The sequence below is a fragment of the Pseudomonas fluorescens HK44 genome, from assembly GCF_000217955.3.
Classification (GTDB): Bacteria; Pseudomonadota; Gammaproteobacteria; order Pseudomonadales; family Pseudomonadaceae; genus Aquipseudomonas; species Aquipseudomonas fluorescens_AQ.
Genome location: NZ_AFOY02000015.1, coordinates 1,032,001 through 1,048,120, shown reverse-complemented (window position 1 = coordinate 1,048,120; position 16,120 = coordinate 1,032,001). Strand labels below are relative to the sequence as shown.

Here is a 16,120-nt window from a genome sequence, read left to right as displayed (position 1 = left end):
CAGGAAAAGAGCCTGTCTGCTTTACCGGAGGTTTGCCTTGAATAATAAAAATCATGCGGCTGCGTGCGTGCTCTCCCTGTGTCTGGTCGGCTGGATCGGGCAGATGAGTTTTGCCCACACTGCGACGTCCAGGGATGTAGTGGACACGCTGGAACAGAAAGCACTGATCTCTGTACAAACGTCACGTGTGGCACTGAACACCGCCGCCTCGGCTGGCGAGCGACTGGTGGTGGCTGGTGTGCGTGGAACCATTCTGTATTCCGACGACCAGGGTCAACACTGGAATCAGGCCAACGTACCCGTATCGGTCAGCCTGACCAGCCTGTGCTTCAACGACAAGGCTGTCGGTTGGGCGGTCGGGCATCGCGGAGTGATTCTGAAGACCGTGGACGGTGGTCAGAACTGGGTGCGACAGCTGGATGGTTTTCGCGCCGCCCAAGCGATATTGCAGCAATACCACGACGATCCCGAACACGGGGATGACGCTCGCCGCCTGGTCGAAGAGGGGGCCGACAAACCATTCCTCGCTGTGCAATGCATGGGGGCAGGTCGCGCTCTGGCGGTTGGCGCCTATGGATTGGCGTTCGCTACCGGCGATGGCGAGCATTGGACGCCGGCGCTTTCGGTACTTGCTGGTAGCGATTCGCACCATATCAATGCCGTTCAACTGCTTGGCGGCCAGGTTTATCTGGCGGGCGAGCTGGGCGCACTGATGCGTATCGACACCGACTTACAACATTTCACCCGGCTTGATGAGCCTTACGACGGCAGCTTCTTTGGCCTGCTTGCCACCCCATCCAATGCCTTGCTGGCGTTGGGTCTGCGGGGGCACCTGTTCCGGTCGGATGACCGTGGATCGAGTTGGCACGCGGTGACGCTGGCGACCAGCAAAAGCCTCACCGGCGCGACCCTGTTGTCCGATGGCAGCGTATTGCTGGCGGATGAGTCTGGCGCCGGCTGGCTGAGTCGCGACGATGGTCGATCGTTCAGACAGGTCAGCCCTGAGCAACGCTTCCCCCTGGTCGCCCTGCTGGCCACCCGTGATGGTGGAAGCCTTGCGGTCGGCACTCAGGGCATCACTCGATTTTCGCCAGGCGCTTTGCGCTGAGCCCGCATATAGAGAAGGTTACTGACTATGGCTATCAGCTCTTCCGATGGCTTCACCACCATCGCCTCCCTGGCGGACTTCGACAAGTACTCTGGCAATCGCCTGGAGCGGTTGTTGTTCAATCATCGATTTTGGGTGATTGGATGTTGTCTGCTGCTGACCCTGCTGTTGAGCATTGCCGCCAGCCAGGTACGGCTCAACGCCAGTTTCCTCAAGACCATTCCCGAGCATCACCCGTTTACGCTCAATTACCTCAAGCACGCGAATGATCTAAAGGGCGCAGGCAATGCTGTGCGCGTATCCGTGGCGCTACGCGGTGAAGGCGATATCTTCAGTGCCGGGTACATGGAAACGTTGCGTCAGATCAACGATGACCTGTACCTGGTGGCAGGCGTGGACCGCGCGTTCATGCGTTCGCTCTGGACACCGGCGACCCGTTGGCAGGGCGTGACCGAAGAGGGTTTCGATGGTGGCCCGGTGGTACCTGACGGCTTCGACGGCAGCGCCAAGGGACTGGACTCTCTGCGCGTCAACGTTGAGCGCTCCGGCGAAATCGGCCAACTGGTGGCGCAGGACTTGCGCTCGACCATTGTTTATCTGCCGTTGCTTGAGGTCGATCCGAAGACCCATCAAACGCTGGACTACAAAGTGCTTTCCGACAGTCTTGAGCAACTGCGTCAGCGTTATCAGGCCAAGGGTGTAGACATCCACATCATCGGTTTCGCGAAAGTCATGGGTGACCTGATCGAAGGGCTCTATGCGGTTCTGGCGTTCTTTGCCGTGGCGGTGCTGATTACCTCGCTCATCCTGTATTTATTCACCCGTTGTGTACGCAGTACAGTGGTGGTTCAAGTCTGCACGTTAATCGGGGTCATCTGGCTACTCGGCTTGTTGCCGTTGCTCGGTTACGAACTCAATCCCTATTCAATTCTGGTGCCTTTTCTGGTCTACGCCATCGGCGTCAGTCATGGGGCGCAGAAGATGAACGGCATCATGCAGGACGTCGGGCGTGGCACCCACACACTGATCGCTGCGCGCTACACGTTCCGTCGCTTGTTCGCCGCAGGTATCACTGCACTACTGGCGGATGTGGTCGGCTTTGCTGTGCTGACAATCGTCGACGTACCCGTCATCAAAGAGCTGGCACTGATCGCAAGTCTGGGCGTGGGCATTCTGGTTTTCACCAACCTGGCCTTGCTGCCGATCATGCTGTCCTTCACCGGTGTTTCGCCTCGGGCCGCGGCACGCAGTCTGCAGCAGGAGTCGGTTGAGCAGGGTGCCCGGCCACGTCTGCTGGTGCGCCTGCTGGAACGCTTTACGCGACCGCGTCCTGCTGCTGTGGCCATTGCGCTGGCGCTGGCTGTTGCCGCGGGCGCTTTGTGGGTGGGCAAGGACCTCAAGGTCGGCGATCTTGACCCAGGGGCTCCGGAGTTACGCGCTGACTCGCGTTACAACCGCGACAACCAATTCATTATCGAGCATTACCAGGCGAGCAGCGATGTGTTCGTCATCATGGTTGAAACCCCACCGGGTCAGTGCGTCGACTACTCCACCTTGCGCAAAGTCGAGGAACTGGAGTGGCGTCTGCGGCAGTTACCGGGTGTTGAAACCACTAACTCAATTGCGGGTCTGGCACGCAAAATCAACGTGGGGATGAACGAGGGCAACTTTAAGTGGGACGAGTTGCCACCTAACCAGTCGATGATCAATGCGGCCGCCATGCGCTCGCCCCGTGAGCTGTTTAACGGCAATTGCGACCTGCTGTCGATCTACGCCTTTCTCAAAGACCACAAGGCCGACAATCTGGCGTCCGTGGTGCAGACCGCCGATCGCTTCGCCGGTGAGTACAGCGATGAACACGCACGCTTCGTGATGGCAGCGGGGAATGCGGGCGTCGAAAGCGCGACCAATATCGTGGTGAAAACGGCCAACGGACACATGCTCCTTGGCGTTTATCTGGTCGTGACGCTGCTGTGTTTCATCGCGTTTCGCTCCTGGCGGGCAGTCCTCTGCGCCGTGCTGCCGCTGATCCTTACCTCATTGTTGGCCGAAGCGCTGATGGTCAAGTTAGACATGGGCCTGAAGGTCGCGACCTTGCCGGTGGTGGCATTGGGTGTCGGCATTGGCGTGGACTACGCGTTGTACATCCTCAGCGTCACGCTGTTTTGGCTACGGCGCGGTGCCAGCCTGACTCAGGCCTACAGCCAGGCACTTCTATTCACCGGGCGAGTGGTGGTGTTTACCGGTTTGACCCTCTCTCTGGGCGTGGTCACCTGGGTGTTCTCCCCGATCAAATTTCAGGCCGACATGGGTGTTCTGCTGACCTTCATGTTCCTTTGCAACATGTTGGTCGCGCTGATTCTGGTGCCTGCACTGGCCTGCTACCTGTTGTCACCCGCCAAGCCCGCCGTTGAATCCGTCACGCTCATCAAGGAAGTCACTGTATGAACCAGGAACGTATTAATCAGGAAAGTCGGAATATCGAACTGCAAGCAGCCGACCCGTTGAGTCTCTGCGTCGCCCAACGGGCGCTGGATACGGCTCTGCAACACGCTGAAAAAAATGGCTGGCTGGTCAGCGTCGCGGTACTCGACGGCGGGGGGCACTTGCTGGCCTTCGGTCGGGGTGCCGGGGCGCCGTTGCACACCATCGACATTGCTCAGGACAAGGCGCTGACGGCGGTCTCGTTCGGCATGTCCACCGCAGACGTTGGCGAGCGCCTGCGTAATGCCCCGGATCACGTGCGCAGTTGTTTGATGTTGCGTCCGCGCCTGGTGCCGATGGGCGGAGCGCTGCCATTCAAGGTTGGAGAACGTCTGGTGGGGGCCATTGGTGTTTCCGGCGCCAGTGAAGAGCAAGACGACGAATGCGCCGCCGCTGGCTACCGGGCTGTCGTCCTGAATAAGCAATGAATTTTCGCCAGACATGGCAGGAGTAATCGAGTGAACGAATTAGACATAGAAATCGAGCGCATGGGCCGTCAACTGTTCACCGCGCTGAATCAGTCCGCGCCCATCTCGCCGCTGACTGAAGACTGTCCAGGCTTGACGATCGAACAGGCGTATCGCATCCAGCAGCATTTGATTGACCTTCGCCTTGCACGGGGTGAGCGGATCATCGGAAAGAAAATCGGGGTCACCAGCCAGCCCGTGATGGACATGCTGGGTGTCAACCAGCCGGATTTTGGTCAACTGACCGACGCCATGGTGGTCGAGCAGGGTACGTCGGTAGCAATGGGCACCTTGATTCAGCCCAAGGCCGAAGGGGAAATCGCCTTCATCCTCAAGCACGATCTGGCCGGCCCTGGCGTAACGGTTGCCGATGTACTGCGAGCGACCGAGGGGGTCATGGCGTGTTTCGAAATCGTCGATTCGCGGATTCGCGACTGGAAAATAAAAATACAAGACACCGTGGCCGACAACGCCTCCTGTGGCGTGATCGTGCTGGGTGATCGCCTGGTCGATCCACGCAAGCTTGACCTCTACACCACCGGCATGGTCCTGGAAAAAAACGGTCGGGTAGTCGGTTGTGGTGCCGGCGCTGCAAGCATGGGTTCGCCGGTGATTGCCGTGGCCTGGCTGGCCAACACACTCGGCCGCCTGGGCATGAGTCTGAAGGCCGGTGAAGTGATCCTGTCGGGAGCACTCTCGGCCATGGTGCCGGTTATCGCCGGTGACAACTTGCGCGTGAGCATCGCCGGAATCGGCGGCTGTTCTGTGCGTTTTGACTGATTTTTTCGGAGATTATCGATGAGTAAGAAACTCAAGGTCGCGATCATTGGTCCGGGCAATATCGGCACTGACCTGATGATCAAAGTGATGCGTAATGCCAAGTACCTGGAAATGGGCGCAATGGTCGGTATCGACCCCGCCTCGGATGGGCTGGCCCGCGCTGCCCGCATGGGCGTGGCGATTACCCATGACGGGGTTCAAGGGCTGGTCAACTTACCGATATTCGACGAAATCGACTTTGTCTTTGACGCCACCTCCGCCAGTGCCCACGTCAAGAACGACGCCTTCCTGCGGTCGATCAAGCCGAACATCCGCCTGATCGACCTGACCCCGGCGGCCATCGGCCCTTACTGCGTGCCGGTGGTTAACCTGGAAGAACACTTGGGTCAACTCAACGTCAACATGGTCACCTGCGGCGGCCAGGCCACCATTCCAATGGTGGCGGCAGTATCTCGGGTGGTCAAGGTTCACTACGCCGAAATCGTCGCCTCGATTGCGAGTAAATCGGCAGGCCCCGGCACCCGCGCCAACATCGATGAGTTCACCGAAACCACTTCCAAAGCTATCGAAGTGATCGGCGGTGCGGCCAAGGGTAAAGCGATCATCATCATGAACCCGGCCGAGCCGCCGCTGATCATGCGCGACACCGTGTATGTGCTGTCGGACGCAGCAGATCAGGCACAGATCGAAGCCTCAATCGAGGAATTGGTGTTAGCGGTTAACGCCTATGTACCGGGTTATCGCCTGAAGCAAAAGGTGCAGTTCGATGTGATTCCCGAGTCTGCGCCGCTGACGGTTCCGGGTCTGGGCACCTTCTCCGGGCTCAAGACTTCGGTGTTCCTCGAAGTCGAAGGCGCCGCCCATTACCTGCCGGCCTACGCCGGTAACCTCGACATCATGACCTCGGCAGCCCTGGCGACGGCCGAGCGCATGGCGCAGTCGATGATTCAAGCGTGAGGACTGCATGATGACTTTCAACCCTGGCAAGAAACTCTATATCTCCGACGTCACCCTGCGCGACGGCATGCATGCGATCCGTCACCAGTATTCGTTGCAGAACGTGCAGGATATCGCCCGTGCACTGGACAAGGCGAAAGTGGACAGCATCGAAATCGCCCACGGCGATGGGCTGCAAGGTTCCAGCTTCAACTACGGTTTCGGTGCCCACACCGATCTGCAGTGGATTGAAGCGGCGGCCGACGTGTTGACCCACGCCAAAATCGCCACGCTGCTGTTACCCGGCATCGGCACGGTGCATGACCTTAAGGCAGCCTACAACGCCGGTGCGCGGATCGTTCGTGTGGCCACTCATTGCACCGAGGCGGATGTCTCCCGGCAGCATATCGAGTGCGCCTGCGAACTGGGCATGGATACCGTCGGCTTCTTGATGATGAGTCACATGATCGCCCCCGAGCATTTGGCCAGGCAGGCCACGCTTATGGAGAGCTACGGCGCAACGTGCATTTATGTCGTCGACTCTGGCGGCGCGATGAGCATGCAGGATATCCGCGAACGCTTCCGTGCCTTGAAGGCAGTGCTTAAGCCTGAAACCCAAACCGGCATGCACGCCCATCACAACCTGAGCCTCGGCGTGGCGAACTCCATTGCCGCCGTTGAGGAGGGCTGTGACCGCATCGACGCCAGCCTTGCAGGCATGGGCGCCGGTGCCGGCAATGCCCCACTGGAGGTGTTTATTGCCGCTGCCGAGCGCCTGGGCTGGAACCACGGCACGGACCTTTACACCCTAATGGATGCGGCCGACGACATCGTCCGTCCGCTGCAGGACAGGCCGGTGCGCGTCGACCGCGAAACACTGGCGCTGGGCTACGCCGGCGTTTACTCAAGCTTTCTGCGCCACGCCGAAGTCGCCGCAGAAAAGTACGGCCTCAAGGCCGTGGACATTCTTGTCGAGCTGGGCCGGCGGCGCATGGTCGGCGGTCAGGAAGACATGATCGTTGACGTTGCTCTCGATCTACGCAACAGCGTTTCCCTCTGAATACCGCATCAATAACAGGAAAATAAAAATGAGCACATTTACTGAAGCCTCCACCAGCAAGTTCGTACAAACCCCCGAGTGGAACATCCACTACAACGAAGCCGGCGAGGGCGAAACCGTCATCATGATCCACGGCTCTGGCGCCGGGGCAACGGGGTGGGCCAACTTCCATCGCAACGTGGATGATTTTGTCGACGCCGGTTACCGGGTCATTCTCATGGACTGCCCCGGGTTTGGTAAATCCGACCCATTGGTCACTGCCGAGCCACGTTTCGTGATAAATGCCCGCGCGGTAAAAGCGCTGATGGATGGGTTGGATATCGATAAGGCACACCTGGTTGGCAACTCCATGGGCGGCGGCACCGCACTGGGCTTTGCCGTGGCCTCACCTGAGCGCCTGGACAAAATGATCCTTATGGGATCAGGAGGTGTGGGCCGCACCAGTATCTTCACGCCGCTACCCATGGAAGGCATCAAGCTGCTGTTCGGTGTTTACCGGGAACCGACCCTGGAAAACCTGAAAAAAATGCTCAATGTTTTTGTCTACGATTCGAGCGCTCTCACCGAAGAACTGATCGGTCTGCGCCTCAAGAGCATTCTGGACAAACCGCATCACCTGGAAAATTTCCTGAAGAGTGTCGACCTGAGCAAGTTCCAGATGGGTGACTTCACCGACAACTTGCCCGATATCAAGGCCAAAACCCTGATCACCTGGGGCCGCGACGACCGTTTTGTACCTATCGACTGGAGTCTGAAGCTGCTCAACGGGATTCCTGACTCGCGTCTGCACGTCTTCAGTAAATGCGGGCACTGGGCGCAGTGGGAACATGCCCCTGCGTTCAACCGTCTGGTCATCGATTTCCTCAAGCACTAAGCCCTCGCCTGAACAGTGCTGTTCAAGCCTCCCTGTGCGCTTGCGTGCAGGGGGGCATCGAACACGGATGACTTACCTCCTTCATCACAAGCAGATAGATCAGGAACGGATATGCACCACTACGACGTAATAGTGTTGGGCAGTGGCAACGCCGGACTTTGCGCGGCACTTTCCGCGCGCGAGCAAGGGGCTCGAGTGGCCCTGCTCGAACGAGCACCCCATGAGCATCGGGGGGGTAATTCAGCACACACGGGTGGCGCCTTTCGCGTCGCCTATCAAGGCGTGGATGACCTGCGCCAGTTGATGCCGGACCTGCTCGACAGCGAGATCGAAAACAGCGATTTCGGCAGTTACACCCAGGACGATTTTTTCGGTGAACTGGCGACGTTGAGTCAGTACCGCTCCGATCCGGAAGTCCTCGACACGGTCGTCTCCCAGAGCCTGCCAACCTTGCACTGGATGACCGGAAAGGGAGTGCGGTTCATGCCGATCTACGGTCGCCAGGCATTCAAAGTGGAGGGTAAGTACCGCTTCTGGGGAGGCCTGACTATCGAGGTCTCCGGCGGCGGACTGGGCTTGGTCGAGGCGCTGCTGCGACGCACCGAACAAGATGGCGTTGAGCTGCACTACGGCTGTCGAGCCCAGGGGCTGGCTCGCGACGAGTCGGGGAAGTGGATGATCCGTTGCGCCGATGGTCGACGCTTCCTGACCAAAGCCGTGGTGATCGCCACGGGTGGCTTCCATGCCAATTTGGCGTGGCGCGCAAAATACCTGGGACCAGGCTGGGATCTGGCCAAGGTGCGCGGGACGCGTTACAACACCGGCGACGGAATTCGCATGGCTCTGGAGAGCGGGGCTGTGGCACATGGCAACTGGTCCGGTTGCCATGCGGTGTTCTACGACGTCAATGCGCCGGAACATGGCGATATCAACCGGCTCAACCAGCAGAAAAACTATTTCCACCTTGGCGTGGTGGTCAACAGCGATGGCAAGCGTTTTATCGACGAAGGTCTGGATTTTCGCAACTACACGTATTCGGGGATGGGCGCCAAAGTGATGCAGCAGCCGGGTGGTGTCGCCTGGCAGATATTCGACCAACACAGCCACGACCTGTTGCCGGACGAATATCGCGTACGTCAGGCCACGCGTATTCAGGCCGACACCCTCGAAGAGTTGGCTGCGAAACTCGAAGGCGTCAATGCCAATGCACTGCTCGAAACCCTCCGTGAATACAACACGGCGGTGAACCAGGGTGTTCTTTTCAACCCGGCAGTGCGTGATGGTCGCTCGACTCAAGGGTTGGCGATGCCAAAATCCAACTGGGCAAACCCACTGGATCGACCGCCCTACGTCGCCTATGCGGTGACGTGTGGCATTACCTTCACATTCGGTGGGTTGAAGGTGAACAACCACGCGCAGGTCATTGATGAGGAAGACCAGCCGATTCCTGGCCTGTACGCCGCCGGTGAATTGGTCGGCAATCTCTACTACGTCAAATATGCTGGCGGCGCTGGCCTGACTTCTGGCTCGGTACTGGGACGTATCGCTGGTGCCGAAGCTGCCCGTTTGCAGATTTGACGGTTTCCTTAAGCTGACCAGAGGGATGTCTTGCCCAGGCCCTTAGTTAGCCGAATAAGACCTGACTTCCGGGCACTACAGGCTGGATATAAGGGATGAACATAAAAAAAATAATTCTGACGTTACTTGCCTTGGCATTGTTGGCGTTGCCATTCTGGCTGGGAAGTCTCGAACCTAAGCAAAACCTCGCAGGGCAGGTATATATATGCCAGGTTCTTAACGTCCCCTGCAGCCTGCCTGTTACGTTTAAGGGATGGCCGCAATAGAAAGAACGGCTCATGGCCTACGACAAATATCCAAGTGTTTAGTGGTGTTGAGCCCGCACGTTTTCGTTGAGGTCTGAGCCCTTCGAGCCTATCCATGCAATTGATACCGTCGACCTGATGACTGCTCCCCCGATTGGCTATAGATAGAACTCGATAGCGGCGTTTTTCAAGGTGGTTGACGCGTCAATCGTTCCACTATGCCGCTCTTTTCTCGGCCTGCTACTTTCACCTTCGATCTGTTTTCGGTCCAGGGAACCAGGTGTTGTGAAAGACAGAGACGTGAGGTTGAAGATCACTCTTCGCCACTCCCCACTTCTCGTTCTTCGAATGCGGAGCGCACGGCTTCCACAACACGTTCCGCCCGGTGAGCGTCGTCCAGCTGCGGATACGCTTTCTTCAATTTGCCGGATACCTGCCAGCCATTTTCCTTGAGAGAGCGAATGATGCGGTTCGCGTCCTGATCCGGCATTTCTACCACCTCTTTGAGCCGCTCCTGGGCGCGCTGGAATATGACCAGCACACGGGCCTCATCGGCCATCTCGGTACGGACCGTATGCGCCACGACCTGCGCCGTGTACAGGACGTGTTCAGTCAGATCGGGATAGCGCCATGCGAACTGCGCGTCATCGTAGTCATCGAAGACCAGGTTGCTCGGGGTGCCGTCCTCGTAGACGACAAGTTCGCCAAACCGATAGGACGCTGCGTAACGTTGCATGAATGGCCGCGAAAACACCTCCAGCGTACGATCGTAGCGCGCCCGAAAATCGATCGAGCTCGTGATGGTGGCCGACACCGGCAGGATCACGCCATCAGGCACCGCCTTATCGCGGATCAGGGTGTCGTTGATCAGGAAGCGATGGATCCGACCATTGCCGTCTCGCATGGGGTGGATATACACAAAGGCGAAGGCGATGGCCGCAGCTCGAGCCAGCGGCTCGGCGCCCCGTGTTGCCAGCTCGAATGCTTTCAGGCCATCGAGCAGTTGCGCTAGCACCTCAAACTGCGGCGCAATGTAGTGCACGATGTCCTCGCGCATGGTCGCCTGTCCTACGAAGACCGGCGAGTGCCGCAGGCCCAGTCCGAAGGCCTCATGACCCAAAATACCGGCTTGCAACGTGTGCAGACTATCGTTGCTCAACGGATCCTTGATATGACCACAGTACTTGGCGATTACGTGGGCAAATCGCTGGATCCTGTCGGCTTGGTCTGCCTCTTTCTCGATCAGAAAGCTCGCACGCGACTCTTTGAACGTCAGCCAACTGGCCGTGCGCATCAGGATGTCGGCGCCAAAGGTTTGGTTCAGCTCGCGCAGTGCCGCATCCAGGTCAAATTGCAGCGCTTGCTGTAGGGTGTCGGTACGGCGGACCAGGGGGCAGAACTCCGGCACGCCGGGCAGATTATCGTTGATGCGCCAGCGCCGTATCCGCAGTGGCTCAACGCGGGTCAGGTACTGCTGCGATGAAACGGCATCGACATAGCCGCCATTGGTCACATCTGGCACATCCAGATGCTGTCCGGTTAGCCACTCGTACAGGAATCCGGTGCGACGGGCATATTGGCCAAAGGGCGCTTGCCGGCACCAGGCTTCGATGGACTCTGGACCAACAGCCGCAAACAGACGGGCGAAAAACTCGAGGTGAATTTCTTCGTACTTGAGCCCAAACTCGAAATGCCCCGCGAAATTGTCCACCGGCTGGTAGCTGGCGGGATACTTGCTCTCGACATGTCCGTTGCTCTCGCGGCTCATCCGTGTCGTACCGATCACCGATTCGACACGCAGGGGTTGTGCAAGCGCGATAGCGTAGCGATCGGCGAGAGCCTTGAAGCCTACTTGCATTGTCGAATTCCCTAACCAGAGCTAAAAAATGATAAGCAGAAGGGGATGGTACGCGAAAACGATAATTTAGTAGGCGCAAAAACGCTAACGTTCACTTGAATTTATTAACGAATGAGCATTTGTCGCCGAAAACGATAAAATCCGGAGGCGCCTCGTTGGACACTCGCCCTTGAGTCAGTGTCAGGGAAGCCCACGCCCTGGTCGCCATTGGAGTGCTCGGCCTGCAACCGCCCAGCAGGGTGTTCAAGGGTTGACCGATGCCTGTAGATCCGCTTTTGGCGACAGATTCAGGCCCCCCAATATTCCCCCGGAATACAATGGCGCTGGGCGCAGACGGTGGAATGCAATAGGGCTTGAATCACGGTATTTACAGGGTTTTTAGCCTGTTTTATGCCCTGCTCAAAGGCTGTCCGGATCCCCGAAGAACATCTGAATCCGCGAGCGCAGCCAACGTTCACCGGGATCGTTGTCCTGCGAGCCGCGCCAGGCCATGTGCAGCTCGAAGGTTCGTGTCGGCAGCGGCGGGTCTTCGGCGCGTACGCCACCGGCGGCGGTCAGTGCATCGGCGGTGTAGTCCGGCACGGTGGCGAGAATATCGGTGCCGGCCAACAGCGTACCCAATCCATTGAACTGCGGAACCGCGAGTACTACGTGACGCTTGCGTCCGAGTTTTTCCAGTTCTTCATCGATGAAGCCGCTGAGGTCGCCGGCAAAGGACACCAGAGCATGGGGGCGAGCGCAGAAGTCGTCCAGGCTCAAGGCGCCAGGTACCGAGTCGGCGCGCAGCAGTTTCGGCATGCTGCGTCGCAGGACTTTGCGTTTGGCGTTGGCCGGCAAGTCTGTGGTGTAGCTGACGCCAATCGAGATTTCGCCTGACGCCAAAAGGCTCGGCATCAATAGATAGTTGACGCGTCGCACCACCAGCACGATGCCGGGGGCCTCGGCACGCAGGCGCTTCAACAGCATCGGCAGCAGGGCGAACTCGACGTCATCCGAGAGGCCGATGCGAAACACCGCGGTGCTGGTGGCTGGGTCGAATTCAGCGGCGCGACTGACTGCGGTAGAAATCGAATCCAGCGCCGGAGAGAGCAGGGCGAAGATTTCCACCGCACGGGCCGAAGGCTCCATGCTGCGGCCGGTACGTACAAACAGCGGGTCGTCGAACAGACTGCGCAGGCGCGATAACGCCGCACTGATGGCCGGCTGGCCGAGAAACAGCTTCTCCGCCGCGCGGGTCACGCTGCGTTCATGCATGAGGGTTTCGAACACGATCAACAGGTTCAGGTCGACACGACGCAGGTCATTACGATTCATCTGGAGTCCTGGCAGAGTCAGCAAACTTGACGAGAGCGGCCATATGAGAACAATGGCCCGCATGAATCTTACGGGGAAAGGCTGTTACTCTGCACCGAGTAATTCATTTTTCCCAAAATGCGGGTTCGGATTTCTACGTTGATGGACGTATTGCCGGGGCTGCGGAATCAATGACAGGCATGTCGACTATTAATAACCACTGATGGTCTTGGTCAGAAAGCCCAGATAGAGTTCAGGGCATTAGAGGTTACTTTGACGAGGTTTGCGATGTCCCGCACGATCCGTTTTCACAAGTTTGGTCCTGCCGAGGTGCTCAAATGCGAAGAGCATGCGGCAGCCCTGCCAGCGCCGGGCGAAGTGCAGGTGCGTGTCGAAGCGATCGGCATCAGTTGGTACGACATCCTCTGGCGCCAGAATCTGGCGTCTTCCCATGCCCGGTTGCCATCGGGTCTTGGTCATGAAATGGCCGGCGTGGTCACCGCCGTCGGCGAAGGTGTGGATGATCTGGCCGTGGGTGACAAGGTCGCCAGCTTCCCGGCAGAAAGTCCCAATGACTATCCCGTTTACGGCGAGCAGATCGTGCTGCCACGTTCGGCGCTGACGCGTTATCCGGATGTGCTCAGCCCGATTGAAGCGGCAGTGCATTACACGCCGCTGTTGGTTGCCTACTTTGCTTACGCCGATCTGGCACGGGTCAAGCCCGGCCAGTTTGCACTGGTGACCGATGCGAGCCATTGTGCCGGCCCTTCCTTCGTGCAACTGGGCAAGGCCTTGGGTGTGCGGGTCATTGCCGCGACCAAAACGGCCAGCGAGCGCGAGTACCTGTTATCCCTGGGTGCCGAGAAAGTGATTGTCACTGAAGAGCAGGATCTGCTCATGCAGATCAACAAGTTCACCGACAATCGCGGTGTCGATGTGGTATTCGATGGCCTCGGTGGTCCCCAGATGTCGATACTCGGTGACGTGCTGGCGCCTCGTGGCAGCCTGGTGCTGTATGGCTTGCAAGGTGGTAACCAGACTCCGTTCCCGGCTTGTGCAGCGTTTCAGAAAAACATTCAGTTCTTCGTGCACTGCATCGGCAACTTCACGGGCAAACCGGAACTCGGGATCATTCAGGACCAGGTCGCACTGCAACGGGCCTTGCGCGATATCAACCAGTTGACGGCTGACCGTGTACTGCTGCCACTCAAGACCCGGGTCTTCCCGTTTAGCGAGTTTGTCCAGGCACACCGTTACATGGATGAGTGTCCGTGTCGCGAACGCGTAGCGCTTCAAGTCGAACCTGCATGACGCTTGCGCAAGAGTCCGTGTTAACGGACTCTTGCGTGTTTGTTGGCCGGGCACACCTCTCCTGCCTCTTTGTTCTCTGCCGGTTCAGCAACTGAACTGGTTTTTGCTCCTGATCTGTATCTTCTAATCATCATATAAGCCCTGATAATTGAATGATTAATTTCATCTCAAGGAATGAGTCATGGCTGGGCCTATTTTTTTAACGGGCACGGGTTTGGGTGCTATGCATACGGACCACTGCTCACCTGCACCTCATGTTAAAACACGGCAAGTAAGCGGTTCGCTTGTTAGTTGCGGAAGTGTTGCCCTGTTCTGGTTTCTTTATTTCTTGTGCTCATTGTCTGTGGGACGTTGTCGGAATAGTCCTAGGCTGTCCTCTCGGTCCGTCGGGGCTCTTAATCTCGGGGGGTGTGGGCGATCGGCCCGGTCGTGAATGTTATTTCTTTAACAATCGTTTCAAATGGTTACCACAATCAAAGTGTTAGCATTTGACAGCGGATACTCACGATAAGCCGTAACCAGCCAGCACCGATTGCAGGTCGTACAAGCAAATGATTGTTTGTTCGAAGCCGACTTTTTGAATATCAGGTAAATGACAATGAGCACAACTCATGATCAAGCGATGAGCTATGTCTATCAGCAAGTTTTGCAGCGGTTGCTGAGTTTCTTTTCTCGCGCGGAACGTACTGCATTGCAGCTGTTGATCCAGCGTCTGGTGGTGGCTGCCGGGGGAATGGAGAGAATCGGTACTTACAAGGTGCTGATGATGCACTCGGGAACGCGCGACAGTTGCTACACATTGGCATTCCTGCGTGCCGCGCAGTTGAGTATCGCGGGCAGAGCGCCAGCGACCTTCCAGCTGCGAGTCGCCACGCTACGTCTGGGCGGGACGACACCGACGGTCATGGAGAATATTCATAGCAGCTACGGTGCTCTGTTCGTCTACGACGATCCTCGGGTCGAGGTGGTGATGGTCGATAACCGCGAAGTGTTGCCCTTCAGCCATTTGACACCGATGTCTGAGTCTGGCCGCGATTTGAATCGCACCAACATGCTGATGCTCGGCCATTTGCGAGGGGCTGACGGGGTGTTTGAAGCGTGTAGCGACGGCTATCTGGCGACAGGCGAGTTCTACTCGCAGATGGGGCGATGGGAGGGTGGTGTCGATGCGTTGATCAGCGGTGAAACCGTACGTCAGCAGAAGCGGTTTTTGGCCGGCCTTTTGCGCGAGGCGCAAAAGGCCGGTCTGCCGGCAATCACTTATCCGGCCTTCAGTTTTGAAGGATTATTTTCAACGCTCGATCAGTTGGGCGGCGATTGTTATCGCGAGCTTTATGCGGGCCATGAAACGGTCGAGTGGCGGCCACGCGAGAGTTTTGAGACGCGACGCGGCGCAGACTACATCGATATCCAGGACCTGGTGACCGGTAACATGGAAGAGCGCTGGCCATTGCTGAGCGACTTTATCGGGCTGCAACCGGATGAAATTGACGCTCACCTACGCGAAAACGAATTCGCCAGTCCTTTGCTCTCGGCCCATTTACGGGGCTTGCAGGCCTGCTTCGTGAACGGCCTGGCTTACGAAAGCGGATTCAGCGAGTACATACAACGGGCGTTGTTGAAGATGCGTAAACGACATCTGCCCGAGCGGCTTTGCGAGCAGGTGCTGGAGGTCTACGGCAATCCGCAGGCAATGGCTGAACTTCGGACCCTGGCGTCGGCCGAGGCTCAGCAAGCACTGGGACTCAATGAAACACAGCAGCTGTGCCTGCTGTTCGCCCCCTTTGTCGATGCCGGTGCCGGGCTCGAGCACTTTTTGCGCCGCTGCCATCCCGGCATGTTGGTGGCGATGCCTGAACTGCACAAAGCGATGCAGGGCAGTACCGCCCCTGAGCAAGTCATGCAATGGATGATCGACGTCAGTGGTTTGTCGGTCAGCCTGATCTGCAAGCTCTACGGCATGCGTTCGGTGTCCGGGATCGGACTCCAAGCGGGTGAATCGGGCTTGAGTGCTGAAGGCGCGGGAGAGTTCGAGGTGGGTGACGCGCTGAGTGAACGGTCAGCGAGACGTTGAAGGAGTCTGGTTTGACCGATTCAAAAAATACCTGCACAGCGATTGGCCAGTG

At 58.0% G+C, this 16,120-nt stretch carries 12 protein-coding genes; 10 read left to right on the top strand and 2 right to left on the bottom strand.

The window, feature by feature from the left end:
- The first annotated feature begins 37 nt into the window (after positions 1–37).
- From HK44_RS17500 to tcuA, 8 genes are all read left to right on the top strand, one after another.
- Positions 38–1,108, top strand: a complete 1,071-nt coding sequence (locus tag HK44_RS17500) for a WD40/YVTN/BNR-like repeat-containing protein (RefSeq protein ID WP_024265031.1) — start codon at positions 38–40, stop codon at positions 1,106–1,108.
- Between the two features lie 27 nt (positions 1,109–1,135).
- On the top strand, positions 1,136–3,556 hold the full coding sequence (locus HK44_RS17495) for an efflux RND transporter permease subunit (protein WP_019690197.1): 2,421 nt from the start codon (positions 1,136–1,138) through the stop codon (positions 3,554–3,556).
- Positions 3,553–4,020, top strand: a complete 468-nt coding sequence (locus tag HK44_RS17490) for a GlcG/HbpS family heme-binding protein (RefSeq protein WP_019690198.1) — start codon at positions 3,553–3,555, stop codon at positions 4,018–4,020. The genes HK44_RS17495 and HK44_RS17490 overlap by 4 nt, the downstream gene beginning before the upstream one ends.
- Positions 4,021–4,080: 60 nt before the next feature.
- Positions 4,081–4,839, top strand: coding sequence for a 2-oxopent-4-enoate hydratase (dmpE, locus tag HK44_RS17485; protein ID WP_031319530.1), 759 nt, complete (start codon positions 4,081–4,083; stop codon positions 4,837–4,839).
- 18 nt (positions 4,840–4,857) lie between these two features.
- Entirely contained in the window at positions 4,858–5,796 is a 939-nt protein-coding gene (locus HK44_RS17480; protein WP_019690200.1) for an acetaldehyde dehydrogenase (acetylating), read from the top strand.
- Between the two features lie 10 nt (positions 5,797–5,806).
- Positions 5,807–6,835 (top strand): 4-hydroxy-2-oxovalerate aldolase, encoded by a 1,029-nt coding sequence (gene dmpG / locus HK44_RS17475; protein WP_024265030.1) that lies wholly within the window; start codon positions 5,807–5,809, stop codon positions 6,833–6,835.
- A 28-nt stretch (positions 6,836–6,863) separates the two neighbouring features.
- Positions 6,864–7,709, top strand: a complete 846-nt coding sequence (locus tag HK44_RS17470) for an alpha/beta fold hydrolase (protein ID WP_019690202.1) — start codon at positions 6,864–6,866, stop codon at positions 7,707–7,709.
- A 111-nt stretch (positions 7,710–7,820) separates the two neighbouring features.
- On the top strand, positions 7,821–9,287 hold the full coding sequence (gene tcuA, locus HK44_RS17465) for an FAD-dependent tricarballylate dehydrogenase TcuA (protein ID WP_019690203.1): 1,467 nt from the start codon (positions 7,821–7,823) through the stop codon (positions 9,285–9,287).
- Positions 9,288–9,845: 558 nt separating this feature from the next.
- On the opposite strand, the gene HK44_RS17460 is transcribed toward tcuA, so the two are convergent.
- Both HK44_RS17460 and HK44_RS17455 read right to left on the bottom strand, forming a co-directional pair.
- On the bottom strand, positions 9,846–11,390 hold the full coding sequence (locus HK44_RS17460; RefSeq protein WP_019690205.1) for a Fic family protein: 1,545 nt from the start codon (positions 11,388–11,390) through the stop codon (positions 9,846–9,848).
- Positions 11,391–11,789: 399 nt separating this feature from the next.
- Positions 11,790–12,704 carry a LysR family transcriptional regulator gene (locus tag HK44_RS17455; protein ID WP_019690206.1) on the bottom strand — a complete coding sequence of 305 codons (915 nt, stop codon included), beginning with the start codon at positions 12,702–12,704 and terminating at the stop codon, positions 11,790–11,792.
- Positions 12,705–12,971: 267 nt separating this feature from the next.
- Between HK44_RS17455 and HK44_RS17450 the strand changes: the two genes are divergently transcribed.
- Together HK44_RS17450 and HK44_RS17445 are read left to right on the top strand one after the other, a co-directional pair.
- Positions 12,972–13,994, top strand: a complete 1,023-nt coding sequence (locus HK44_RS17450) for a zinc-dependent alcohol dehydrogenase family protein (RefSeq protein WP_019690207.1) — start codon at positions 12,972–12,974, stop codon at positions 13,992–13,994.
- Positions 13,995–14,592: 598 nt separating this feature from the next.
- Entirely contained in the window at positions 14,593–16,068 is a 1,476-nt protein-coding gene (locus HK44_RS17445; protein ID WP_019690208.1) for a hypothetical protein, read from the top strand.
- Positions 16,069–16,120: the final 52 nt, after the last annotated feature.

Coding starts and splice junctions, on each gene's coding strand:
- HK44_RS17495 (WP_019690197.1), top strand. CDS start 1,136: ATGGCTATCAGCTCTTCCGATGGCTTCACCACCATCGCCTCCCTGGCG.
- HK44_RS17490 (WP_019690198.1), top strand. CDS start 3,553: ATGAACCAGGAACGTATTAATCAGGAAAGTCGGAATATCGAACTGCAA.
- dmpE (WP_031319530.1), top strand. CDS start 4,081: ATGGGCCGTCAACTGTTCACCGCGCTGAATCAGTCCGCGCCCATCTCG.
- HK44_RS17480 (WP_019690200.1), top strand. CDS start 4,858: ATGAGTAAGAAACTCAAGGTCGCGATCATTGGTCCGGGCAATATCGGC.
- dmpG (WP_024265030.1), top strand. CDS start 5,807: ATGACTTTCAACCCTGGCAAGAAACTCTATATCTCCGACGTCACCCTG.
- HK44_RS17470 (WP_019690202.1), top strand. CDS start 6,864: ATGAGCACATTTACTGAAGCCTCCACCAGCAAGTTCGTACAAACCCCC.
- tcuA (WP_019690203.1), top strand. CDS start 7,821: ATGCACCACTACGACGTAATAGTGTTGGGCAGTGGCAACGCCGGACTT.
- HK44_RS17460 (WP_019690205.1), bottom strand. CDS start 11,390: ATGCAAGTAGGCTTCAAGGCTCTCGCCGATCGCTACGCTATCGCGCTT.
- HK44_RS17455 (WP_019690206.1), bottom strand. CDS start 12,704: ATGAATCGTAATGACCTGCGTCGTGTCGACCTGAACCTGTTGATCGTG.
- HK44_RS17450 (WP_019690207.1), top strand. CDS start 12,972: ATGTCCCGCACGATCCGTTTTCACAAGTTTGGTCCTGCCGAGGTGCTC.
- HK44_RS17445 (WP_019690208.1), top strand. CDS start 14,593: ATGAGCACAACTCATGATCAAGCGATGAGCTATGTCTATCAGCAAGTT.